General features: G+C 63.3%; 17 protein-coding genes. 9 read left to right on the top strand and 8 right to left on the bottom strand.

Going from position 1 to position 24,532, the window contains the following annotated elements; genetic code table 11:
• Window positions 1-35: 35 nt before the first annotated feature.
• The 3 genes from DOM57_RS01390 to DOM57_RS01380 form a co-directional block, all read right to left on the bottom strand.
• Window positions 36-4,868: an NAD-glutamate dehydrogenase gene (locus tag DOM57_RS01390; RefSeq protein ID WP_110647446.1), complete on the bottom strand. Its 4,833-nt coding sequence runs from the start codon at window positions 4,866-4,868 to the stop codon at window positions 36-38.
• A gap of 164 nt (window positions 4,869-5,032) precedes the next feature.
• A complete protein-coding gene (trmA, locus tag DOM57_RS01385) occupies window positions 5,033-6,157 on the bottom strand; it encodes a tRNA (uridine(54)-C5)-methyltransferase TrmA (protein WP_110647445.1) in 1,125 nt (374 codons plus the stop codon).
• 208 nt (window positions 6,158-6,365) lie between these two features.
• On the bottom strand, window positions 6,366-6,914 hold the full coding sequence (locus DOM57_RS01380; RefSeq protein WP_110647473.1) for a hemerythrin domain-containing protein: 549 nt from the start codon (window positions 6,912-6,914) through the stop codon (window positions 6,366-6,368).
• A gap of 298 nt (window positions 6,915-7,212) precedes the next feature.
• On the opposite strand from DOM57_RS01380, the gene DOM57_RS01375 reads away from it, so the two are divergent.
• Together DOM57_RS01375 and DOM57_RS01370 are read left to right on the top strand one after the other, a co-directional pair.
• Entirely contained in the window at window positions 7,213-8,565 is a 1,353-nt protein-coding gene (locus tag DOM57_RS01375; protein ID WP_110647444.1) for a replication-associated recombination protein A, read from the top strand.
• A 174-nt stretch (window positions 8,566-8,739) separates the two neighbouring features.
• Window positions 8,740-8,970, top strand: coding sequence for a hypothetical protein (locus DOM57_RS01370; protein WP_162619408.1), 231 nt, complete (start codon window positions 8,740-8,742; stop codon window positions 8,968-8,970).
• 40 nt (window positions 8,971-9,010) lie between these two features.
• Here DOM57_RS01370 and lolA read toward each other — a convergent pair whose 3' ends face one another.
• The 3 genes from lolA to DOM57_RS01355 form a co-directional block, all read right to left on the bottom strand.
• Window positions 9,011-9,667 carry an outer membrane lipoprotein periplasmic chaperone LolA gene (gene lolA, locus DOM57_RS01365; RefSeq protein WP_110647442.1) on the bottom strand — a complete coding sequence of 219 codons (657 nt, stop codon included), beginning with the start codon at window positions 9,665-9,667 and terminating at the stop codon, window positions 9,011-9,013.
• A 92-nt stretch (window positions 9,668-9,759) separates the two neighbouring features.
• Window positions 9,760-13,020: a DNA translocase FtsK gene (locus DOM57_RS01360; protein ID WP_110647472.1), complete on the bottom strand. Its 3,261-nt coding sequence runs from the start codon at window positions 13,018-13,020 to the stop codon at window positions 9,760-9,762.
• Window positions 13,021-13,318: 298 nt separating this feature from the next.
• Window positions 13,319-15,352, bottom strand: a complete 2,034-nt coding sequence (locus DOM57_RS01355) for a methyl-accepting chemotaxis protein (protein ID WP_110647441.1) — start codon at window positions 15,350-15,352, stop codon at window positions 13,319-13,321.
• Window positions 15,353-15,494: 142 nt separating this feature from the next.
• Here DOM57_RS01355 and aat point away from each other — a divergent pair, with 142 nt between their 5' ends.
• From aat to infA, 3 genes are all read left to right on the top strand, one after another.
• On the top strand, window positions 15,495-16,187 hold the full coding sequence (gene aat / locus DOM57_RS01350) for a leucyl/phenylalanyl-tRNA--protein transferase (protein ID WP_110647471.1): 693 nt from the start codon (window positions 15,495-15,497) through the stop codon (window positions 16,185-16,187).
• Complete coding sequence (locus tag DOM57_RS01345; protein ID WP_110647440.1) at window positions 16,184-16,948, top strand: arginyltransferase; 765 nt, start codon at window positions 16,184-16,186, stop codon at window positions 16,946-16,948. Before aat ends, DOM57_RS01345 begins: the two co-directional genes overlap by 4 nt.
• Before the next feature lie 166 nt (window positions 16,949-17,114).
• Complete coding sequence (gene infA, locus DOM57_RS01340) at window positions 17,115-17,333, top strand: translation initiation factor IF-1 (RefSeq protein ID WP_013332816.1); 219 nt, start codon at window positions 17,115-17,117, stop codon at window positions 17,331-17,333.
• Between the two features lie 174 nt (window positions 17,334-17,507).
• On the opposite strand, the gene clpA is transcribed toward infA, so the two are convergent.
• Window positions 17,508-19,775: an ATP-dependent Clp protease ATP-binding subunit ClpA gene (clpA, locus tag DOM57_RS01335; RefSeq protein WP_110647439.1), complete on the bottom strand. Its 2,268-nt coding sequence runs from the start codon at window positions 19,773-19,775 to the stop codon at window positions 17,508-17,510.
• A gap of 109 nt (window positions 19,776-19,884) precedes the next feature.
• On the bottom strand, window positions 19,885-20,220 hold the full coding sequence (gene clpS, locus DOM57_RS01330) for an ATP-dependent Clp protease adapter ClpS (protein ID WP_110647438.1): 336 nt from the start codon (window positions 20,218-20,220) through the stop codon (window positions 19,885-19,887).
• 422 nt (window positions 20,221-20,642) lie between these two features.
• Between clpS and DOM57_RS01325 the strand changes: the two genes are divergently transcribed.
• The 4 genes from DOM57_RS01325 to purB all read left to right on the top strand — a co-directional run bounded on the left by DOM57_RS01325 (window position 20,643) and on the right by purB (window position 24,507).
• Window positions 20,643-21,092, top strand: a complete 450-nt coding sequence (locus DOM57_RS01325) for an NUDIX domain-containing protein (RefSeq protein ID WP_110647437.1) — start codon at window positions 20,643-20,645, stop codon at window positions 21,090-21,092.
• 163 nt (window positions 21,093-21,255) lie between these two features.
• Window positions 21,256-22,434: a tRNA 2-thiouridine(34) synthase MnmA gene (gene mnmA, locus DOM57_RS01320; protein WP_110647436.1), complete on the top strand. Its 1,179-nt coding sequence runs from the start codon at window positions 21,256-21,258 to the stop codon at window positions 22,432-22,434.
• Window positions 22,431-23,075 (top strand): high frequency lysogenization protein HflD, encoded by a 645-nt coding sequence (gene hflD, locus DOM57_RS01315; RefSeq protein ID WP_110647435.1) that lies wholly within the window; start codon window positions 22,431-22,433, stop codon window positions 23,073-23,075. Before mnmA ends, hflD begins: the two co-directional genes overlap by 4 nt.
• 64 nt (window positions 23,076-23,139) lie before the next feature.
• Window positions 23,140-24,507 carry an adenylosuccinate lyase gene (gene purB, locus DOM57_RS01310; protein WP_110647434.1) on the top strand — a complete coding sequence of 456 codons (1,368 nt, stop codon included), beginning with the start codon at window positions 23,140-23,142 and terminating at the stop codon, window positions 24,505-24,507.
• Window positions 24,508-24,532 lie beyond the last annotated feature (25 nt).

Genomic DNA, 24,532 nt, shown 5'->3' with positions numbered 1-24,532 from the left:
CCATAGGCCGGGGCGCCACCCGGCCTGCAGCCACCTTAGCCGTCGCTTTCACTCTCGGCAAGGTCGACCAATTCACGGAGCGCCACCGCCACCAGCGGGAAGCCGACCTGGCTGCCGGTGCTGATCTCGGCCCGCAACGCGTTCCAGCGTTCGAACAGCGGCGCGTGCTGTTCCTGCCAGCGCTCGACCCGAAGCTCGACCTCGCGCGGGGCCTCGGACATGCCGAGCACCTTGACGGTCAATGCCAGTTGCTGACGATCCAGGTCGTCACGGAAGGTCTCCCGCGCCTGGGCTTCCCAACCGTCGCGGACCTCCAGGCTGTTGATCTGCTGCATCATCCACGGCAGCTCCAGACGCTGGCCGATGGCGTAGTAGACCTCGGCGACACGCTGGATCTTCTCGCCACTGGCACGGGCTGCCTGGATGATGCCCAGACCGGCGTACAGACTCGGCGCCGCCGCCACCACCGCCGCCTGGGCCTCGGGCACCCCCGCCTCGACGAGCTCATCGCGGCGGGTGATCCAGGTATCGCGCTCCTCGCCTTTGAGACGGTTACCGATGTCTTCCTGCAACTGGCTCAATTGCGGCCCGAACTGTTCGACGCACTCCTTGATGCTGAGCGAGCCGCGGTGGCGCAGGAACCAGCGCGTGGCACGACGCAACAGGCGCATCAGGTCGAGCATCATGCGGTATTGGGTCTGACTGTCGACGCGATAGTCGAGCGCCTCGATCTGCTCCCACAGCCGGTTGAGGCCGAAGCTATCGCGGGCGATCACGTAGGCCTGGGCGATCTCCATCCGGGAGGCGCCGGTGGAGTCGCGCAACTGGCGCACGAAGGTCACGCCCATGTGATCGACCAGGTCGTTGGCGATCTGGGTCGCCACGATCTCGCGTTTCAGTCGATGCTGATTGAGATCGTCCGGGTAGCGCTCGGCCAGCGTGGCCGGAAACGCCTTGGTCACGAACTGCTGCAACTGCGGATCGGGCGGCAAGTCGGCGGCGATCAGATCGCTCTTCAGCGTGCTCTTGGCATACGAGATCAGCACGCTCAGTTCGGGCAGGGTCAAACCGCCATCGGCATTGCCGCGCTCGATCAGTTGCTCGTCGCTGGGCAGGAATTCCAGCTCGCGATCGAGGCTGCCGGCGGCTTCCAACTCGTTGATGAAGCGGCGATACGGCCCCAGCCCCTCTTTCGACTGCAGCTCGGAGAGCGACAGTGCCTGGGTCTGGCGATAGTTGTCGCGCACCACCAGCTCGCCCACCTCGTCGGTCATCTCGGCCAGCAGCTGATTGCGCTGCTTCTCGGTCATGTCGCCGCGCTGGACGATGCCGTCGAGCAGGATCTTGATGTTGACCTCGTGATCGGAACAGTTGACGCCGCCGGCGTTGTCGATGAAGTCGGTGTTGACGCGGATGCCCTTTGCCGCCGCCTCCATGCGTCCGCGCTGGGTCAGGCCAAGGTTGCCGCCCTCGCCGACCACTCGGCAGTTGAGCTCGCGCCCGTCGATGCGCAGGCCGTCGTTGGCCTTGTCGCCGACGTCCGCGTGACTCTCGCTGGAAGCCTTGACGTAGGTGCCGATGCCGCCGTTCCAGATCAGATCGACCTTGGACTTGAGCATGGCGTTGATCAGGTCGTTGGGCGACAGCTTGTCGTCCTTGATGCCAAATGCCTGCTTCATCGGCGCCGAGATCGGAATCGACTTGGCATCGCGTGAGAACACTCCGCCGCCCTCGGAGATCAGCTTGTCGTCGTAGTCGGACCAGCTCGAACGCGGCAGGTCGAACAGCCGCTTGCGCTCGGCGAACGACTTGGCCGCATCCGGCTTGGGATCGACGAAGATATGGCGGTGGTTGAAGGCGCCGACCAGCAGGATCTTATCCGACAGCAACATGCCGTTGCCGAACACGTCGCCGGCCATGTCGCCGATGCCGAGTACCGTGAAGGTCTCCTTCTGGGTGTTCAGTCCCATCTCGCGGAAATGCCGCTTGACCGACTCCCAGGCGCCACGGGCGGTTATCGCCATGCCCTTGTGGTCGTAACCCTGGGCCCCACCGGAGGCGAAGGCGTCGCGCAGCCAGAAGTCATACTCCAGCGATATCGCATTGGCGTAGTCGGAGAAGGTCGCGGTGCCCTTGTCGGCGGCGACCACCAGGTAGGGATCGTCGGGATCGTGGCGCACCACCGAACGCGGCGGCACGACCGTGGTACCGTCGAGGTTATCGGTGATATCCAGCAGCCCGCGGATCAGGACGCGGTAGCATTCGATCCCCTCGGTCTGAATGGCGTCGCGATCGGCGTTTCCCGGCATCCGCTTGCAGATGAAGCCGCCCTTCGCGCCCACCGGCACGATGACCGAGTTCTTCACCTGCTGCGCTTTCATCAGCCCCAGGATCTCGGTGCGGAAATCCTCGTTGCGATCGGACCAGCGCAAACCGCCGCGGGCGACCTTGCCACCGCGCAGATGGACGCCTTCCATGCGCGGCGAATAGACGAAGACCTCGAACATCGGCCGCGGCTTGGGCATGCCCGGCACCTTGCTCGGCTCGAGCTTGAACGAGATGTATTCCTTGGCGCTACCATCTTCCCGCGGCTGGAAGAAATTGGTGCGTACGGTGGCCTGGATCAGGTCGACGTAGCGGCGCAGCAACAGATCGTCGTTGAGGCTGGCGACCTGATCGAGCATGGCGTTGAGCTCGTCGATGCAGGCCTGGCACTGCGACTCCCGCGCCTGTTCCTCTCCGGGGGAGAACCGCAGCGTGAACAGACGCGCCAGCCCGCGGGTGATGTCGGCATATGCCGCCAGCGTATTGGCGATGTAGTCCTGGGCCAGCCCGATGCGCAATTGCTTCAGATAGCGTGCATAGGCCCGCAGCACCGCCACCTGACGCCAATCCAGGCCGGCACCGATGATCAGACGGTTATAGCTATCGTTTTCGGCGTCGCCAACCCAAATGCGGGTGAAGGCGTCGATGAAGTTGTCGCGCATTCCGCGCAGATCGACCTCGCCGACACCGCGGTACTCGAAGGTGAAATCATGAATCCAGTAGGTCTGGCGCTCGGTGGCGATACGGTACGGCCGCTCGCTGATCACGCGCAGGCCGAGGTTCTCGAGCACCGGCAGCATGTCGGAGAGCGGAATCGGCGTCTCGCGGTGGTAGAGCTTGAGATTGACGCTCTCGGCGGCGCTCTCGGCCAGGTGATAGAGGCTGACGCCGATCGGCGCGCCGGCATCGAGTTCCTGCAGATGACGAATGTCATTGGTCGCGGTACGTGCCGAGAAGTCGTCGCGGTAGCTACCGGGGAAGGCATCGCGGAAGGCCTGCGCCTGGCGGTTGCCCTGCTCCTCGCCGAAGCTTTCGATCAGCGCGCCATGCAGGTCCTCGCGCCAGTTGCGGGCCAGATTGATGACCTTCTTCTCCAGCGCCCGGTGGTCGAAGTCGACCGGCTTGTCGCCGTTGAAGCGCAAGGTGAACTGGATCCGCGCCAGCACCGATTCGGACAGGTACGGATTGAAGTCGGCGAAGCTGGCGTCGAGTTCCTCGCACAGCAGGTTCTGGATGCGCAGGCGCAGTTCGGTCGAGAAGATATCGCGCGGCACGAACACCAGGCAGGAGTAGAACTGCCCACAGCGATCCTCGCGAATGAACAGTCGCACCCGGCGACGCTCACGAATGTTGAGAATACCGAAAGCGGTCCGACTGAGCTCCTCGATGGTGCTCTGGAACAGCTCGTCGCGTGGGTGCACCTCCAGAATCTGCAACAGCAACTTGCCGTTGTGGCCCTTGGGGTTGACTCCGGCGGCATCGATCACCGCCTGCACCTTGCGCCGCAATACCGGCACCGTACGCGGCGATTCGTTGTAGACCAGCGAGGTGAACAGCCCGAAGAAGCGCCACTCACCGATCACCTTGCCCTTCTGGTCGTAGCGGGTGACGGCGATATGATCGGGATAGGTCGGTCGATGGACACGGGCGTGATAGGCACTCTTGGCGAATCGCAGCAGTTCCGGCGTTGGCCCCGCTTCGTCGCCCGCCTCGAAACGCACCTGCTCGGCGTAGCGGGGCTGGTCGAGCTTGAACACGCCCAGTTCGCTGCCGTCGACTCGCTCGCGCCGAACCTGCTTGCCGCTTCTGACGATACGGCTCTCGACGTAACCGAGAAAGGTGAAATGCTCGTCTAGCAGCCACTTGAGAAATGCGATCGTCTCTTTCCGGTCCGCCGCCGTGATGCCGCCCGCCTGCTGGCTCTCCAGCGCTTCGACGACCTCGCGCACCTTGTCGCACATCGGCTCGAAATCGGCGACCGCGGTGCGCACATCGAGCAGCACTTCCTGCAGTCCTTGTTCGAGATCGTCCAGCGTTTCGGCATCGGTGTGGCGGTCGACTTCGATCAGAATGATCGACTCGCGCCCCTCGGGGGCCTGCTTGGCCCGGGTGCCGGTGATACGCAGCGCATGGTGGCGGGCATCGCGTTCCACCGCCAGCACGGCGTTGTGGATCGCATGCAGCGTCAGGCCGCGACGATTGAGCTCCATGCGCACCGAGTCGACCAGAAACGGCATGTCCCGATGCAACACCGCGACCACGGTATGCGGCGACTGCCAGCCGTGCTCCTCGAAGTTGGGATTGAAGACGCGAACCTTGGCGTCGTCGGGATCGAAGGTGCGCATGAAGTGCCAGGCCGCGAGCGTCGCGCCGTAGATGTCGTCCAACTGACGGTCGGCGGCCTCCTCGAACGGCGCCGTGGCGTAGAGATCCTCGGCGAAAGCGGTAATCCGCGCTACCTTCTCCTCGGGCAGCCGCTTCGACAACCTCTCTCTCAGCTGCTCCAGAAATTCCGTTTTTCCCTCGATCGCGACGTGTTGCATCTATCACCTCGGCTGACGTCGACCGTCGACATGGCGGTCGCATTCAATAGGTTGAAGCTTACGCCAGCGCTCTTGGACGCCCTATTCAATTGAAGCTTCGTCATGGCGCATGTCGGTTGCGCATCATCGGCAACACTGCCCGACGCCGTTGGCTATTGACAAATTCAGGTCGTCTGGCGGCGCTCCAGCAATACGCCACATTCACAGTGGCCGGTCCACGGAAACTGGTCGAACAGCGCCATTCGTGCGATCCGATGCGTCTGGGTCAACTGGGTCAGGTTGATGGCCAGGGTATCGGGATTGCAGGAAATATAGACGATACGCTCGTAACGCATCAGCGGCTCGCAACTTGCGGCATCCAGCCCGACCCGCGGCGGATCGACCAGCACGGTGGAGAACTCGCACTCGTCGAGCCGCATGGCGGCGACCCGACGGCCCTGCTTTTCCCCCGCCAGGGCCTGGGAAAACTCCTCCGCCGACATCCGCGTGACATGCACGTTGTCGAGCCCATTGGCTACGATATTGGCCTGGGCGGAGGCCACCGAGGTGCGTGAAATCTCGGTAGCAACGACGCGCCGGAAGTTTTCCGCCAGGGCAATGGTGAAGTTGCCGTTGCCGCAGTAGAGCTCGACCAGATCGCCGTGGCTGTCCCGGGTGACGTCGCGGGCCCAACTCAGCATCGAACGGCATATCTCGGCATTGGGCTGAGTGAAGCTGTTCTCGACCTGTTGATAGACGAACTCGTGCCCATCCACTTCGAGCCGTTCCCAGACATGATCGCGATCGAGCACCAGGCGCTGCTTGCGCGAGCGGCCGATCAGCGACACGCCAAGCGTTTCCTGCAACTGGCGCGCTCTTGCTTCCCACGTTTCGTCCAGTGGCTTGTGGTAGATCAGCGTGACCAGTGCTTCGCCGCTCAGGGTGGTGAGAAATTCCACCTGAAACAGCTTGCGGCGCATCAGCGAGTCGTCGCGGATCGCCTCCAGCAGCACCGGCATCAGGTCGTTGATGCGTCGGCTGGCGACCGGGAAGCGGTCCACGCGCACGATCCGCTGGGCCATTCGACCTCGCTGTGGGGGCGCGTCGGGATCGGGCTCGAACATGGCATAGAACAGATCGTCGCCTTCGTGCCAGACGCGGAATTCCGCGCGCATGCGATAGTGCTCGGACGGCGAGGCGAACACTTCCAGAGCCGGCGGCGCGAAGGGCGCGAATTGTCGCTCGATCCGCTCGCGCTTGGCCTCCAGTTGGGCGGCATAACGCGACGGTTCGATAACGGGAATGACCAAACGAAGCTCCTCGATGACGAAGGGAAATAAAAGAGAGTGTGTCAGCCGATACTGACGGCCGGCATGTCGACCTCGAGCGGTCGCGGCGCGGGATAGCGCTCTACCGCCGGTGTTCATGCGCATATTCTACGCAAGCGACGGCGACCGCGCAGTCGCGATCACCGTCGGGGCAGGTATCGGCATGTGCCAGAACGGCACGACGCTAGTGTCAGGAAGCGAGGGGCGATGGAGCGTCGCGGAACTCGGTGTAGAGCTCGGGATAGGCTTCCTGCAGGCGGGCGAGTTCGGATTCGGCCTGCGCCGGGAGTTCGCTGGCCAGGCGGGCGAGATCGTCCTCGTCGAAATGCTCACGAATCAGCGGAAAGAGCTCCTCGCGTTCGGCACGCAGATAAGCCCGATGGGCCTCGAGATACGCCTTGAGATCGTCGGCGAACTTGTCCATCGGCATGACACCGTCCATCAGGATCATGTCGATGTCCTGCGACAGACGCATCAATTGCACGTGCAGATGCTGATAGTCGTCGGCCAGACGAGTGCTGAGCTCGTCGATCTGCGATTCGCGGGCCACCAGTTGCTTGCTGCAAATGCGTTCCAGCGGAATGGTGAAGCCGCGCATATAGTCGAGAATGTAATCCACGACCTCGCGAATCAGCCGGAAGTTGGGGCGCTCGCCACTGGCCAGCGTCTTGTGCTTGAGTTGCAACACGTGGAGCAGGCGCGCCATGTTGGCATGGTCCTGGCGCAATTGAGTCAGCATGGGCATGGGAGTTCTCCTGTCCGTGCAGTGGCAGTGTCGACGAACACCGCCATCAAGAGCCTATTGTAGTGTTTGTTTTGGCGATCGACGTCGCAACTGTACGGTTTTTGCCGGTACCGTTTATTACCAGGCCCTATCACACCGTCTGCGAATCCCTCATGGTGATTGGGCCGACCACGAACGACGCGCTAGAATTTCATACCCTAGCGGTTTTTTCGCCAAACGCTCTACGCCTAATGTCTGAATCGTTGTAGCGAAATGTACCCTTTCGTTGCCGACAGCAAGCCTGGAAGATGCCATGGATCTCTTTGCCGCCGACCATTCCCGAGACAGGGCTTCACAAAATCATGCGCCGCTGGCCTTCCGGATGCGTCCGCGACGGCTGGAGGATTATGTCGGTCAACAGGCGCTGGTGGGTCCGGGCAAGCCGCTGCGGCGAATGGCGGAGAGCGCCAGCGTACGTTCGATGATTTTGTGGGGGCCGCCGGGCGTCGGCAAGACGACGTTGGCCGAAATACTCGCCGAGGCCTCCGGCGCGCGCCTGGAGCAGCTCTCCGCGGTGATGGCCGGGGTCAAGGAGATTCGTGCCGCGGTCGAGCGCGCCCGGGAGGCTCGCCTGCGCGAGCGTCAGACGTTGCTATTCCTCGATGAGATCCACCGCCTCAACAAGAGCCAGCAGGACGCCCTGCTGCCCCACGTGGAGTCGGGCCTGCTGACGCTGGTCGGGGCGACCACGGAAAACCCCTCCTTCGAGGTCAATTCGGCGCTGCTCTCGCGGGCCCGCGTCTATGTGTTGAAACCGCTCGACGAAGAGGAGTTGATCACGGTGCTCGAGCGCGCCCTGAGCGATGAAACTCACGGCCTCGGCGAACGCCATATCCGTGCCAGCGCCGAAGCGCTGTCGATCCTGGCGCGAGCGGCTTCCGGCGATGCCCGCCGGGCGCTGGGGCTGCTCGAGACTGCCTGCGACTTCGTCAAGACCGATGAACAGGGCGAACATCTGGATTGCGACGCGGTGGTCGAGGTGATTGGTCACCAGGCCGCCGCCTTCGACAAGCAGGGCGAGCACTACTACGACCTGCTGTCGGCCATTCACAAATCGGTGCGCTCGTCGCGACCGGACGCCGCGCTGCTCTATATCGCCCAGTTCGTCAGTGGCGGCGGCGATCCGCTCGACGTGGTACGCCGGCTGGCCGCGATCGCTTCCGAGGATGTCGGCAACGCCGACCCGCGTGCCCTGCCGCTGGTGATCGCCGCGTGGGATGCCTATCTTCGCCTCGGCGATTACGAAGGCCAGCGCGCCATCGCCCACGCCGCGATCCATCTGGCGATCGCCCCCAAGAGCAACCGTATCGATCAGGCCTGGAACCAGGCCAAGGCGTTCGTCGCCGAGCATCCCGACCTGGAGGTACCGATCTACCTGCGCAATGCCCCGACCAAGCTGATGTCGTCACTGGGTTATGGCGAAGGCTATCGCTATGCCCACAACGAACCCGACGGCTATCCCGCCGGCAGCAGGCACGACTGCTGGCCAGAGAATCTGCCCAAGACCCGCTTCTACGATCCCAGCGAGTTCGGTCAGGAAAAGCGCTTCCAGCAGATGCAGGCATGGCGTGCCGAACTGGACCGACAGGCGGATGAGGGCTCTTGATGGGAGGCCTTGAACAGGTCTTCCTGAGGATTTTTGCCAAGGCGACAAATTCGGCTCATCAACCAACAAGATCGAATTTGTCACCCCAATGACGCCTTCCAGAACGGCGCTGAATGACGATCGCTCGCGCCGGGTCTTGCAACAGGGATGTTGCAAGAGGCGCGTTGGGCAGGGATGCCCTTTCGCGCCGACCCGAGCGCGGGCGATTGGCGTTCAGGGTTTCGCCGTCTGTGGCGTCAAAAAGGGGAGCGCGAGGGGCTTGCCCCTCGCAATAACGAGCGGAAGGATGGCCAATACTTCAACAGTGGTGAGCTGCCCTTGCTCGAATTTGTAGCCATGGCGAATTCGATCTTGTTGGCTGGTGAGCTGATCCTGCCCGAATTTGTAGCCTTGTCGGCCACCTGATCCTGCCCTGTGGCCACAAGGCGACAAAGCGGCAACCCGGTCACGGCGCCGCGGGCGATTGCTCGCGAATCACGTCAGCCCCTTCCGGAATCTGAAACTCGAACTTGACGGGGTCGATGTCGACGTTGCTCTCGGCATCGTTGAAATCGATCGCAGTACGCTGCCCGGTGCTGTCGGTCATCTGCAGCATGCCGAGCTGCTCGCTGTAGAACGTCAGCTTCAGTTGTTCAAACAAGGTGTCATTGGCCCTGGGGACCAGGGTGAAGGTCTCGCTCGCCCCCTGCTGCTGACGGGTGACGTCGTAGTTTTGCGAGAGCTCCGAGGCGCTGCCCGACAGCAGCAGCGCCGGGGTGTGGGTGACCCGGTCGTCCAGCGGCTGAATCGTGACCTGTTCCAGATCGGGGTCGTAGAGACTCACCTCGTCGCCGTTGGATACCACCAACTGGCGATAGGGCTCGTTGACTTCCCAGCGAAAATGCCCCGGACGCGAGAGCCACATGTGGCCGCTGGTGTCCTGCAAGCTCGAGCCGGAGGCATCCAGGATCTGCTGTTCGAAATCCGCCGAGTAGGTCTTCAGCGGCTCCAGCAGATGCGTCAGCCGGTCGGCCGAGGCCTGATCAGCATGGGCCGTCTGGACCATCAGCGATGGCGCCAGCAACATCGAACCGGCCAGGGCCAGCGTCTTCATCATGCGCATATGCATTCCTTGTCTTGAATCGATGTCCGTTGGACAGCAAAACGGCCGCCGGGTTTGGAGCAGAGTCCTTGCCCGCGGCCGATCTGTCGGGATCAGTTGCCGACCGGTGGCGGCGCCAACACCTCACGCGAGCCGTTGTTGCCCATCGAGGAAACGACACCGGCCTGCTCCATCGCTTCGACCAGGCGCGCGGCGCGGTTGTAGCCGATCTTGAAGCGGCGCTGGACGGCGGAGATCGAGGCCCGGCGCGTCTCGGTGACGAACTGCACGGCCTCATCGTAGAGCGCGTCCTGCTCGGCATCCTCGCCGTCGCCGCTCCCCTCGGCTTCGAGGCCGGCCAGGGCATCGGCGGAAACGCCTCCAGAAAGGATTTCCTCGATGTATTCCGGCTCGCCGCGACGCTTCCAGTCCTCGACGATGCGGTGCACCTCGTCGTCGTCGACGAAGGCGCCGTGAACGCGCTGCGGCATGCCGGCGCCGGCGGGCAGATAGAGCATGTCGCCGTGGCCCAGCAGGTTCTCGGCACCGCCCTGATCGAGAATGGTGCGCGAGTCGATCTTCGACGACACCTGAAACGCCATACGGGTCGGGATATTGGCCTTGATCAGGCCGGTGACGACGTCGACCGAGGGTCGCTGTGTGGCGAGAATCAGATGGATGCCGGCCGCACGCGCCTTCTGCGCCAGACGCGCGATCAGCTCCTCGACCTTCTTGCCGACGATCATGAACATGTCGGCGAATTCGTCGATCACCACCACGATGTAGGGCAGTTTCTCCAGCGTCGGCGGCTGCTCGTGCATCTCCCACGGTTGCGGCTCCCACAACGGATCCTGCACCTGGGCGCCGTGGCGCTCGGCTTCGTCGAGCTTGGCATTGAAGCCGGCAATGTTGCGCACCCCCATCGCCGCCATCAACTTGTAGCGTCGCTCCATCTCGGCGACGCACCAGCGCAACGCGTTGGCGGCCTCCTTCATGTCGGTGACCACCGGCGCCAGCAGGTGCGGGATGCCATCGTAGACCGAAAGCTCGAGCATCTTGGGATCGACCATGATCATGCGCACTTCGTCCGGCGTTGCCTTGAGCAGCATCGATACCAGCATGGTGTTGATCCCCACCGATTTACCCGAGCCGGTAGTCCCGGCCACCAGCAGGTGCGGCATCTTGTTGAGATTGGCCACTACCGGCTTGCCGCCGATGTCGTGTCCGAGTGCCAGGGTCACCGGCGAGTCGGCCTGCTGGTAGACGTCGGAATCCAGCACCTGGCGGATGCGGATCATCGCCCGATGCGGGTTGGGGATTTCGATCCCCACGGTCGGCTTGCCGGGAATGACCTCGACCACGCGCACGCTTTTGACCATCAGCGAACGCGCCAGATCCTTGGCCAGATTACTGATCTTGGAGACCTTCACCCCCGCCGCCGGCCGAATTTCGAAGCGCGTGATGACCGGTCCGGGCCAGGTTTCGACGACCTCCGCCTTGACCCCGTATTCGCGCAGCCGCACCTCCAGCAGTTCGGCCATGTCCGCCAGTTGCTCGGGGGTATAGTTCGGCTGTTCGGGATCGGCCGGGGTGGTCAACCGGATCGAAGGCAGATTGCCGGTCGGCTCCGGCAGCTCGTCGCTCACCGGACGCTGACTCTGCAGATGCTCGACGGTCCACAGCGTCGGCTGATCCTCGGCCGCTGCCCTCGCCTGGTCGGCGGTGGCGACACGCCCCTCGTGCGCCGGTGTCGCGGCCGGAGATACCGAGGACGACGACGCCGGAAGAGGCGAATGCGATGCCGATGTCGAGGCACCGAAAACGGGGGCAGGCTCATCGGCCACCGGCGGATGGTCGCCGTCGATGTCGATGGTCGGCTCTCGACGGATCTCGGGTAGTGGGCGACTCGGGCCCGGCGTGGCGGCGCGGCTGCCGCCATCCGCCTCGGCATCGTCCCGATCGGCCTCAGGTTGCGCTGCCGATGTCGGCGCAACGGGCGTCGGCTCGGTAGCGCCATCGGGCGCCCAGTCAGCCTTGATTGATGCGGCCTCCGGAGCGTCATCGTCAGCACGCGGTGCTGCCACCCGACGCCAATCGGTCACCGTCTCATGGCGCTCGGCGCGGATACCCCACTGCTGGGCGGGTGCATCTTCGTCCCCGGCGGAGAGCCGCTGTCCCGGATCGCCCGGCGCTTCGGCTTCGGCGGTTGGCGACAGCGGAGCCTGCGGTTCCGCCGCGTCTTCTCCGCCGGCATCGCCAGCCGGCGGCGCCTGAAACGCATCGGGAATGCGGCGTCGGGTGACATCGGCGCGAAACGGCATGCGCTCGGACGTTTGCGGTTCATCAGCAGAGGCCTTCCCCGCGGGCGCGGCGTCTTCACGTACCGACGGGGCCGGCGCTTCGAACGGTTCGTCCGGCATGCGCTTCAGCGTCGGCTCGCGCGACTCGTCGTGCCGCTGGCGATTGACGTAGGCCGCTTCGGGCCGCTTGGCCGACGGCGTGCGTGCCGGCACGTCCCAGGGGATGTCGGTCCGCCCATCGTGGCGCCACATCGAAGAGCCGTTGTCGGCGCCGCCGGTTTCCCAGGCCGGCTCCTGACGCATCGTGTACGTCTCATTCGGCGCCTCTTCCCAGCGCTCCAGATCAGGGGCCCGTTTCCAGGGCAGGAGCTTGGCCCACCATGCCGTCTTGAGCAGTTCATCGTCGACGGCATCGGCTTCGGGCTGAGGCGCGGCCTGCACTTCTTCACGTTCACGGTCGGCGCGACGCTGCTCGCGCGCCTCACGCCGCTCGGCCGTGCGTTCGCGCAACCAGAGGAAAAGCCGATGCAGCGAACGCCCCAGTTCATCCATGACCGTGAGCCACGACATGCCGGTAAACAGGGTGAACCCGCACATGAAGGCGGCGATCGCGATCAAGGTGGTGCCGTGAATGCCGACCAGAAGCGTCAGCGAGCCGGCGATTCCCTTGCCCAGAATGCCGCCAGCCTGATTGGGGAGGTCGCTGGCGGGATTGTAGAAGTGCAGGTCCCCCAGCGTCGTCGTGCTCATCAATAGCAGCAGCAGGCCACCGGTATGCACGGCCAGCGACATCGGGTCCCAGGCGATCTGCACCTGGTGCTGACGCATGAGGCGCCACGCCCCCAGGCCGAACATGCCCGGCCACCACAGGGCGCTCGCACCGAATAGCGAATAGAGCACATCGGAGAGCCAGGCCCCGATGCGCCCCATCCAGTTGGCGATCGACTGATCGGGCCCGCTGTGCGACCAGCCCGGATCGGCCGGGTTGTAACTGAACAGCGCCAGCAGGAGAAAAACGCAGATGGCGAGCAACAGGATGACGGCACCCTCACGTGTCACGCCCTGCAGGCGCATGATCACGTGTCGTGCCTGTTCCTTGGCTTGCGCAGATGAACGACGGCTCTTGTTAGCCGAACTCTTGGCACTCAAACGGTCAACCCCCTCGCGCCCGGTTAGGCGTGGCGTAGCGCAATCAACTGCCGTATCACCGACGGCGTTCCGTTCCGCCCGGCTCAACGGCGATCAACCACCGAGCTGGCCAGCGGCGGGCTCGGTTTCCTCAACCCGCCATCATACCGGGGCCCGCGCTGACATCACAGGGGGCAAAGGCGCGCCGCCGGTGCCGTACGGCGCGCTGACGTATCGCTCCCGCTCAAGCCGGCTCGGTAGCGAGGACACGCTTGGCGCGATCCGCTGCTGCCGACTCGGCCGGTATCGCCAGTGTCGTGGTGACTTGGGCGCCGGCGCGCAAGCGAAACAGCGCGACGGTCTCCGTCAGCCGGCGGCTCTGCTCGCTGAGCTGCTGTGTCGAGCGGTTGGACTGGCGCACCAGTTCGGCGTTGCTTTGGGTGGTTTCGTCGATCTGCGAGACGGCGACGTTGATCTGTTCGATGCCGTGGGATTGCTCTTCGGAAGCCAGCCGGATCTCGGAAACCAGCGTACTGATACGCTCGATCTGCGAGACGATTTCGGAGACCCGTTCGCCAGCCTCGGCGGCGCGCTGGTTTCCGCCCTCGACCTCTTCGACGGTTCGCCCGATCAGCGCCTTGATTTCCTGTGCCGACGTCGCACAGCGCTCCGCCAGACCGCGCACTTCCTGAGCGACCACGGCGAACCCTCGGCCCTGCTCCCCTGCCCTGGCCGCTTCGACGGAAGCATTCAACGCCAGCAGGTTGGTCTGGAAAGCGATGCTGTCGATCACGCCGACGACTTCAGCGATCTTCTGCGCCATCTCGTCGATACGTTGCATGGCGTCCACGGTGGCTTCGACCGTTTTCTGCGCCTCGCCGGCAGCCTGCACGGTACGGCTAGCCTGTGCGTCGCTCTCCTGGGCGCGCTGGGCGTTCTGGCGCACCGTCGCGTTGAGCTCTTCTGTGCTCGCCGCCGTCTGCTCGAGACTGGCAGCCTGGGATTCGGTACGCGAGGCGAGATCGGCGTTGCCCGTGGCCAGTTCCCGAGTATGGCTTTCGGTTTCGTCGACGGCGGAACGTACCTGCCCGACGATGCGCTCGAGACCATCACCGATGCCGTTCATCGCCAGCACCAGCTGACCGATCTCGTCGCGCCGTTGCGTTTCGATACGCTGCGACAGATCGCCTTCCGCCAGCGCTCTGGCCAACGCCACGGCGCGATTCATCGGACGTGTCACGAGACGCTTGAATATCCAGTAGAGCGCCAGACTCAAGCCCCCCGCGAGTACCAGGGCGACGATCAGAAAACGATTGCGGGCGGTGATCAGGCCGGCCTCGATCTCATCCATCGAGACCGAGCCGGCAACGACCCACTGCCAGTCCGGATAGCGGGTATAGGACACCAGTCGCTCGTCGCCGCGATCGGCGGAGGTGTATTCGAGCTGCCCTTCATGCTGAGCAAAGAGCGGAGCAAAAACGTCAGCGTGGGCGTCTTCAAGCAGGTTCTGCCCCTCGTAGGGTCCACCGGCGAGCACCTCGCCCGAATGTTCGCCGGCCGCCGAGATCAGCATGGTGTAGCCGTCGTTGCCGATCGCCATTTTACGAATGCGATCCTGGACCTGGCCCATTTCGGCACTGATGTCGACACCGACGAACAGCGCGCCGATCACCTGGCCGTCGCCGTCCTGGATCGGCTGGTACTTGGTGATATAAGGCGTGCCGAAAAGCTGGGCCAGGCCGATGTAGGGCTCGTTTTTCGTCAGCTTGGCGTAACTCTTGCCCTGGCGATCCAGCAGCGTGCCCATGGCGCGCTCACCGTCAGCGTTTTTGAGCGACGTGGCAATGCGCACGAAATCGTCGCCGTCGCGGGCAAAAATGGTCGCCGGCGTGCCGGTCTGCTCGGTGAAACGATCGAGCTTCCAGGTATTGTCATTGAGCACCTCGAGACCATCCTTGAGTACCGGCGTCTCGCGCCCCGCCACCGTCACGTGGTCATCGGGATCCAGGGTATAGCGCCCCATGTACTGGCTTTGAAAAATGTCGAGAAAACGATCGGCCTGTTGCTGCAGACTGTAGTCGAACAGTGACAGCATATCGGCGATCGAAGCCTGTTGCGTCCTGAGTTCGTGTTCGGTGGCCTGGCGCAATTGGCCGGTGCTGGCCTGAACCATGGCGTAAGCCAGGCCCAGCAGAACCACCACCTGCAACAGCCCCACGATCAAGGCTAGCTTGGTGCCAATGCCGGCATGGCGAAGACGCTGTCGGAGTGAAGCCATGAGTCTTTCCACATATTATGGGGTCAGTGACTCTATCGGCAGCAACGACACGAATCTGAGTCAGACTTTAGATAAAACGTGTCGCGGGAATGTCACCGGCCGGATTGTTATGCTGATGCCTGTCTGCCATTTGGATCACCGCATGTTGCCCTGGCTACCGCCCCATATCGTTGCTTTCCCCCCGGTCTCCGAAGCGCTCGACGAGCCAGACGGATTGTTGGCCGCAGGCGGTGATCTGACACCGGAGTGGCTGCTGGCCGCTTACCGGCGCGGTATCTTTCCCTGGTACGCCGATGGCCAGCCGGTACTGTGGTGGTCGCCCGACCCGCGGATGGTGCTGTTTCCAAGCGAAATTCGCATTCGCCGCAGTCTCGCCAAACGACTCAGGAACGGCGGCTTTCATGTCACTTTCGATCGCGCGTTCGACTCGGTGATTCACAACTGTGCGGATATCCGCGCGGGCGCCGAGGGCACCTGGATCGATGACGCCATGCAGCTCGCCTATCGTCGTCTTCACGGCCTGGGGCATGCGCATAGCGTCGAAGTCTGGCGCGACGGGGAACTCGTCGGCGGGCTCTACGGCCTGTCGCTCGGCCGCGTGTTTTTCGGCGAGTCGATGTTCAGTCGCTGCCCGGACGCATCCAAAGTGGCGCTCGTCCACCTGGCGCAACGCCTCGAGCGGCATGGATTTGCCTTGATCGATTGCCAGATGCATACCGCACACCTGGCCAGCATGGGCGCGCGCGATATCGCCCGAGAGACGTTCATCGACTACCTTGAAAGCAACGTCAACGTACCCAGTCCGGCCGGTTTGTGGCCAACGGAGAAGACGTGAGCAGCGACAGTGCGAATAGCTCCAGCCCGCAGCGTCAGGCGCGCGACCTTCGCTTCTTCCTGACGGTGCCGCATCCGTGCAGTTATCTCCCTGGCCGGGAGGCAACGACACTATTTCTCGATCCCCAGGAGCCGCCGACCCCGGATGTCTATGATGCGCTCACACTGCTCGGCTTCCGGCGCAGCGGCGGCAACCTTTATCGCCCCCACTGCGAGTCCTGCAATGCCTGTATCTCGGTGCGTATTCCGGTCGAGGATTTCACGCCGTCACGCACCCAGCGCAAGCTCATGAATCGCAATCGCGACCTGACGCTGCGACTACGGCCGACGGAGTTCGACGAGCAGCACTACGCGCTCTATGCACGTTATATTCGCATGCGGCATGCCGATGGCGACATGTTCCCGCCAAGCCGCGAGCAGTACCGTATGTTCCTGACCCAGGCCCACCCCTTCGCCAAACTACTGGAGTTCCGGCTCGGCGATCAGCTGATCGCCGTCGCGGCCACTGACCTGCTGGGCCATGGCCTGTCGGCGATTTATACCTTTTTCGATCCCGATCCGATCTTCGAACGCCGCTCGCTCGGCGCCTTCGCCATTCTCAGCCAGGTCGAACTGGCGCGTAAGCGCAATCTCCCCCATGTCTATCTGGGCTACTGGATTCGGGCATGTCAGAAAATGCGCTACAAGCACGATTACCAGCCCCTGGAGTATCTCAATGGCGGTCGCTGGCAGCGTGTCGTGCCGGCCGCCGCCTTGACGTGAGCCGAATTTTGCCTTCCAGAGCAAGATAGCCCATAATATCGCGCACTTTAGGCCCGGGTCGGGCTGACTCGTCGGGACCGTGGATGGCAATGCCGCCGTTCGCGGCAGATTGCGTTGAACGCCGGCCGTGCGGTCCAACACCAAACGTTGAAGAGGGATCGCCTATATGGCACGAGAAGATCATATCGAGATGGAAGGCGTCGTCGTCGACACGCTGCCCAACACCATGTTCCGCGTCGAGCTGGAAAACGGCCATGTCGTGACCGCTCACATCTCCGGCAAGATGCGCAAGAACTACATCCGCATCCTGACCGGCGACAAGGTCAAGGTCGAACTGACTCCCTACGACCTCTCCAAAGGCCGTATCGTCTACCGTTCACGCTGAGTCGAAAGACCACGCCTCACAGACTCCTGCCCTGATGCCGGGATGTTTCCCGCCTACCTTTGAGCGCCCCTGATCACCGTATGCCGATCCGGCGGGCGTCATCGACAAGACACGAATCGAAAAACGCCTCGCCATGTTGCCATGGCGAGGCGCAGACGTTTAGGCAGTGTTTGCCTAGGCCACTTCGGCCTCGGTCTCCAGTTGCAGCTCGTCGTTCTCGACCCGCACATGGACGATGCCACCGTTTTCGGCCAGGTCGCCAAACAGAATCATCTCTGCCAACGGTTTCTTCAGCTTCTCCTGAATCACGCGGGCCATCGGACGCGCGCCCATCTCCGGATCGTAGCCCTTCTCGGCGAGCCAGGCACGGGCCTCGTCGTCCACATCCAGCTGCACGCGTTTCTCGTCCAGCTGTGCCTGCAGTTCGACCAGGAACTTGTCGACCACGTTGCGCACGATGGACGGCTCGAGGCCATGGAACTGGATGATGCCGTCGAGACGGTTGCGGAACTCCGGCGTGAAGGTGCGGCGAATCACTTCCATACCATCGGTGGAGTGGTCCTGAGTCTGGAAGCCGATCGAACGACGCGCGATCTGCTCGGCACCGGCATTCGAGGTCATGATGATAATCACGTGCCGGAAGTCGGCCTCGCGCCCGTTGTTGTCGGTCAAGCGTCCGTGATCCATGACCTGCAGCAGCAGGTTGAAGACCTCGGGGTGCGCCTTTTCGATCTCGTCGAGCAGCAGTACGCAATGCGGCTGCTTGTTGATCGCCTCGGTCAGCAATCCGCCCTGGTCGTAACCGACATAGCCCGGCGGTGCACCAATCAGACGTGACACGGTGTGCCGCTCCATGTACTCGGACATGTCGAAGCGCACCAGGTCGATGCCCATCAGGTGCGACAGCTGCCGCGCCACCTCGGTCTTGCCGACCCCGGTGGGACCGGCGAACAGGAAGCTGCCGACCGGCTTGTCTGGCGACTTGAGACCGGCGCGTGACAGCTTGATCGCCGCTGCCAGGCTGGTGATTGCCTCGTCCTGACCGAATACCAGCATCTTCAGATCACGCTCCAGGTTGGAGAGCAACTTGCGATCCGAGCTGGAGACGCTCTTCGGCGGAATCCGCGCGATCGAGGCGACCACGGCTTCGACCTGGTCGGTGTCGATGGTGGCGATACGCGCCTCTGGCGGCAGCAGCCGCTGATGCGCTCCGGCCTCGTCGATCACGTCGATCGCCTTGTCCGGCAGATGTCGATCGTTGATGTAGCGATCGGCCAGTCGCGCGGCACTTTCCAGCGCCCCGTCGGTGTATTTCAGCTGATGGTGCTCCTCGAAGCGACCGCGCAACCCCTTGAGGATGCGGATGGTGTCTTCGACGGAAGGCTCGGGCACGTCGACCTTCTGGAAACGGCGCGCCAGCGCCCGGTCCTTCTCGAAGATGCCTCGGAACTCCTGGAAGGTGGTCGAGCCGATACAGCGCAACTCACCCGAGGAGAGCAGCGGCTTGAGCAGGTTGGAGGCATCCATCACTCCCCCGGAAGCCGCACCGGCACCGATCACGGTGTGGATTTCGTCGATGAACAGGATCGAGTTGTCCTGCTTGCGCAGCTCGGCCAGCAGTCCCTTCAGACGTTTCTCGAAGTCACCGCGATACTTGGTGCCCGCCAGCAGCGCGCCCATGTCGAGGGAATAGACCACCGCATCGGCGATGACGTCGGGCACGTCCTCTTCGACGATCCGCTTGGCCAGGCCCTCGGCGATGGCGGTCTTGCCGACGCCGGCCTCGCCCACCAGTAGCGGGTTGTTCTTGCGCCGGCGCGCCAGTATCTGTACCACCCGCTCGAGTTCGTGGTCACGACCGATCAGCGGATCGATCTTGCCCAGACGCGCCTGCTCGTTGAGATTGGTGGCATAGCTGGTCAGCGGGCTCTGGCCGTTCTCGGTCGCCGCTTCCTCGCCGTCCTCGGACTCCTGGGAAGGCTGCTGCGACGACTGGCCATGGCCGGCCACCTTGGAGATGCCGTGGGCGATGTAGTTCACCGCATCGACCCGCGCCACGCTCTGCTGCTTGAGGAAGTAGACTGCCTGGCTCTCCTGCTCGGAGAAGATCGCGACCAGCACGTTGGCGCCGGTGACTTCACTCTTGCCGGAGGATTGCACGTGGAAGACGGCACGCTGAAGCACGCGCTGGAAGCCCAGCGTGGGCTGTGTTTCCCGGTCCTCCTGGTCCTCGGGAATCAGCGGCGTCGTGGAATTGATGAAATCCTGCAGGTCGGCACGAAGCTTTTCCAGATTCGCCCCACAGGCGTTCAGCACATCGGCTGCCGAAGCATTATCGAGAAGCGCCAGCAACAAGTGCTCCACGGTCATAAACTCGTGTCGCTTGGAACGCGCCACGGTGAAGGCCGTGTTCAGGGTGAGTTCAAGTTCTTTACTCAACATGGCAGTCCCCTTTTAGCCACTGAGGGCGTCGGTCGGCACTTTCACAATCGGGCACAAACAGCGGTTTCGCAAGTCCTCAACGTTGAAACGTTGACGATACGTCCGCTCCCTACTCCGCCGCATCCACGTCGCACAGCAATGGATGCTCACACTCGCGTGCATATTCATTGACCAGATGACACTTGGTCTCGGCCACGTCTCGCGTGAAGATGCCGCAGGTCGCCTTGCCCTGGGTATGGACGGCCAGCATGATCTGGACGGCCTTTTCGCTATCCATGGCGAAGAATCGCTGCAGTACCTCGACGACGAACTCCATGGGAGTGTAGTCATCGTTGTATAGCACGACCTTGTACATGGGTGGCGGCGCCAGCTGCGGGTCCGACACCTGTTCGGCGACGTCACCCTGTTCTTCATGACCAGGCTCGGGAGGACGCGTCATACCCATGTGCGTCGATCCCCCTTTGGGGTGAGACAACACGCTATCTACGATTTCTGACATACGGTTTCAAGCACAGTAAGGATGAATCCCCGGATGCATCGGCTCAGCACATCGAGGGGACTCAGTGAGGTATTGGATACCGTTGAAGACCCGAAGTTCCTTGAAGATGCGGCCGATAGGGCCCGTATGCAAGCCTCTCTCGAAAAATAGTCCTGCCTCGAGCGTATCGCCAACACCACGCGAGCCACCAGGGCGCCTTTTTGCGCCGCGAGCCGCTGACACCCCAGCCTGAGCCGGATCTCCCTGTCGCAGAGCTGCCGATGCACCGGCATGCATAATGGTCTTCGACGACGCAGACCGGGTATGATCGGCACAAGCTTGCGGCGTCGATGCGCGAGCCGGTATCTCGAGGTCAGGAGAGTGATGACATGAATCGCTGGGCACCCCGCGTGACCGTTGCCGTGGTCGTGGAACGAGCCGGTCGTTATCTGATGGTCGAGGAGGATCGCGGCGGACCGTTCAGCCTGTTCAACCAGCCCGCCGGTCACCTGGAGCGCGGCGAGCGTCTGGTCGGCGCCGCCGAGCGCGAGGTGCGCGAGGAGTCGGCCTGGCAGGTGGCGATCACCGATTACCTAGGTCTTTACGTCCATCAGACCCCGGACGGCCTCACCTTCCATAGTCACGCCTTCGTCGGACTGCCGCTGGCGCACCTCGGCAATCCGCTGGACAAAGGCATCGTCAGCGCCCACTGGCTGACCTTCGACGAAATCGACGATCTCGAGCGGGCGAGGCGTCTGCGCAGCCCGGTGGTCATGCAGCGGCTGCGCGACGTACGCGACGGCCGGCGGTTTCCGCTGGATCTCATCCGCGAACGCTGAGCACGGCGATCTCGATCGACACGGGCGCCGCCGCGGCGACAGCGCCGTTGGACTCGATGCGGCGACACGCTTTCGGCTATAATCGCCGGTCATTTATTCAGGCGGTACGCGTTCGTGGGGCTTTGGGTCCGGCGAACGTGGCCTCTATTTGCAGAGAATCGCCATGACGCTTGTCAGCCCTCCTTCCCATGCCGCCGCGAATGACGGCGCCGAAAAAGTCATCGTGGGTATGTCCGGTGGCGTCGATTCCTCCGTGACCGCCCTGCTGCTCATCGAGCAGGGCTACCGCGTCGAGGGCCTGTTCATGAAGAACTGGGATGAAGACGACGGCACCGAGTACTGTACGGCGATGACGGATCTGGCCGACGCCCAGGCCGTCTGCGACACCCTGGGCATCAAGCTGCATACGGCCAATTTCGCCGCCGAGTACTGGGACAACGTCTTCGAGCATTTTCTCGCCGAGTATCAGGCCGGGCGCACGCCGAATCCGGATATCCTGTGCAACCGCGAGATCAAGTTCAAAGTCTTTCTCGACTATGCCGAAATGCTCGGAGCGGATCTCATCGCCACTGGCCACTATGTGCGCCGGCGCCTCGTCGATGACGGCACGGCACAGTTGCTCAAGGGGCTGGATCCCAACAAGGATCAGAGCTACTTCCTGCATGCCGTGCCAGGCGAGGCCATTGCACGCACGCTGTTTCCGGTCGGTGAGCTGGAAAAATCCGCAGTTCGCGCACTGGCCGAGCGCCATGGTCTGGCCACCGCGCGCAAGAAGGACTCCACCGGCATCTGCTTCATCGGCGAGCGGCGCTTCAGCGATTTCCTCAAGCAGTACCTGCCGGCCCAGCCGGGCCGCATCGAAACGCCAGAAGGCGACGTGGTCGGCGAACACATGGGGCTGATGTACTACACCCTCGGCCAGCGCCGCGGACTCGGCATCGGCGGGCTCAAGGATCACAGCGAGGACCCGTGGTTCGTCGCCGCCAAGGATCTCGAGCGCAACGTGCTGATCGTCGTCCAGGGCGAGCATCCGCTGCTCTACAGCGATATCGCCTACTGCGAGCCGGCGGCCTGGGTTTCCGGCCGGCCGCCGATCGAGACCCGCCTGAGCGCCAAGACCCGCTATCGCCAGCAGGACGTACCCTGCGAGGTGGCAATATTGGCCGATGGCGGTCTCGAGGTGTGCTTCGACGACGCTCAGCGCGCCGTGACGCCGGGGCAGTCGCTGGTCCTTTACGATGGCGACGTCTGTCTGGGCGGCGCCGTGATCCGCGCCACGGCAACGGCCGGCGATGCCACTGCCGCACTCACCCCGACGACAGGGAGCCAGCGTTCGGCATGAATCCGACGCCCATACAATCGGCACCGCTCGACGCCAACGGCCGCCAGGCCCTGGCGCTTGCAGGCGTGTTCCAGGCCGCGACCGTGGTCGACCAGCTCGCCCGCACCGGCCAGTGCGACGAGCGCGCCTGGAACACGCTGGTCCGTGCCACGCTGGAAACCAACCCGCCGACCTTCGAATCGATCTATGGTGGGCATCACAACAATCTGCGCCAGGGGATCGATACCCTGGTGGCCGTGATGTCGCGTCAGCAGACAGAACCCGCGGTGATGCGCTACGCCTTCTCGATGGTGCTGCTGATGCAGAAGCTGCGCAAGGACGACGCCATGATGCGCACGCTGGGCGAGCGACTGGGCCGGGTACAGGCGCAGGCCGAACGCTTCGGCGACACTCACGAGAACGTGATCGCCAGCCTCGGCGAGCTGTATCAGGAAACGCTTTCGACGTTCCGTTACCGGATCGTGGTACAGGGCGAACCGAGCCTGCTGCAGAGCCGGATGATGCCGGAACGCATCCGCACGGCGCTGCTCGGCGGCGTACGCTTCGCCCTGCTCTGGCATCAACAGGGCGGTCGCCGCTGGCGACTGATCTTTCAACGCGGCGCCATCAAACGCGCCCTGCGCGGTCTCGACGAGCATTGATCCTCGGGCCGTACGTTTTCTTAACCACGAGCCTTCCACTCGTGCGACGCTTTGGGAATCTTCGATGAACGAACTCTCCGCACTGACCGCCCTTTCACCCGTCGACGGGCGCTATGCCGACAAGGCCACGCCACTGCGCGAGCATTTCAGCGAATTCGGCCTGATCCGCGCCCGGGTTACCGTCGAGGTGCGCTGGCTGGAGCGTCTGGCGGCGCACCCAGACATTGCCGAAGTGCCGCCGCTGTCGGCCGCAGCGCAGGCGTTCCTGGACAAGCTGGTTAAGGCGTTCTCGTTGCAGGATGCCGAACGCATCAAGACCATCGAGCGTACCACCAACCACGACGTCAAGGCGGTGGAGTATTTCATCAAGGAGGCGATCGCCGGGCAGCCCGAGCTGCATGCGATCACCGAATTCGTGCACTTCGCCTGCACCAGCGAAGACATCAACAACCTGTCCTACGCACTGATGCTGCGCGATGGTCTCGACGCCTTGCTGCCGGTCATGCATCAGGTCCATGACGCCATTGCCCGGCTGGCCAGCGAGCATGCCGAACAACCGATGCTTTCGCGCACCCATGGCCAGACCGCCAGCCCGACCACCCTGGGCAAGGAGATGGCCAATGTCGCCTATCGCCTGAAGCGTCAGCTCAAGCAGATCGAGTCGGTCGAGCTGCTGGGCAAGATCAACGGCGCGGTAGGCAACTACAACGCCCACCTGGCGACCTATCCCGAGATCGACTGGGCCGAGAACGCCAAGACGTTCGTCGAATCCCTGGGGCTCACCTTCAACCCCTACACCACGCAGATCGAACCGCACGATTACGTGGCCGAGCTTTTCGATGCCATCAGCCGCTTCAACACCATTCTGATCGACTTCGATCGCGACATCTGGGGTTACATCTCGCTGGGTTATTTCAAGCAGCGCACGGTGGAAGGCGAGATCGGCTCGTCGACCATGCCGCACAAGGTCAACCCGATCGACTTCGAGAACTCCGAAGGCAACCTGGGGCTGGCCAATGCCCTGCTCGACCATCTCGCGCGCAAGCTGCCGATTTCTCGCTGGCAGCGCGACCTGACCGACTCCACCGTGCTGCGCAATCTCGGCGTGGGGCTGGCCTACGGCCTGATCGCTTACCAGGCAACGCTTAAGGGCATCGGCAAACTCGAGGCCAATCCGCAGCGCCTCGACGACGACCTCGACCAGAGCTGGGAAGTGCTCGCCGAGCCGATCCAGACCGTGATGCGCCGTTACGGCATCGAGAAGCCCTACGAGAAGCTCAAGGAGCTGACCCGCGGCAAGCGCATCGACCAGGCCGGATTCGCCGCCTTCATCGACACCCTGGCGCTGCCGGATGCGGTCAAGGCCGAGCTCAAGGCACTGACGCCGGCCCGCTACATCGGCAACGCGGTGGAGCAGGCGCGCAAGCTTTAAGCGACGAGCAACAAGCGACGAACAT

It is taken from the genome of Salinicola peritrichatus (assembly GCF_003206715.1).
In the GTDB taxonomy this organism is placed as follows: Bacteria; Pseudomonadota; Gammaproteobacteria; order Pseudomonadales; family Halomonadaceae; genus Salinicola; species Salinicola peritrichatus.
Note: the sequence above shows the minus strand (reverse complement) of the source record. Positions and strands in the feature narration are given on the sequence as shown.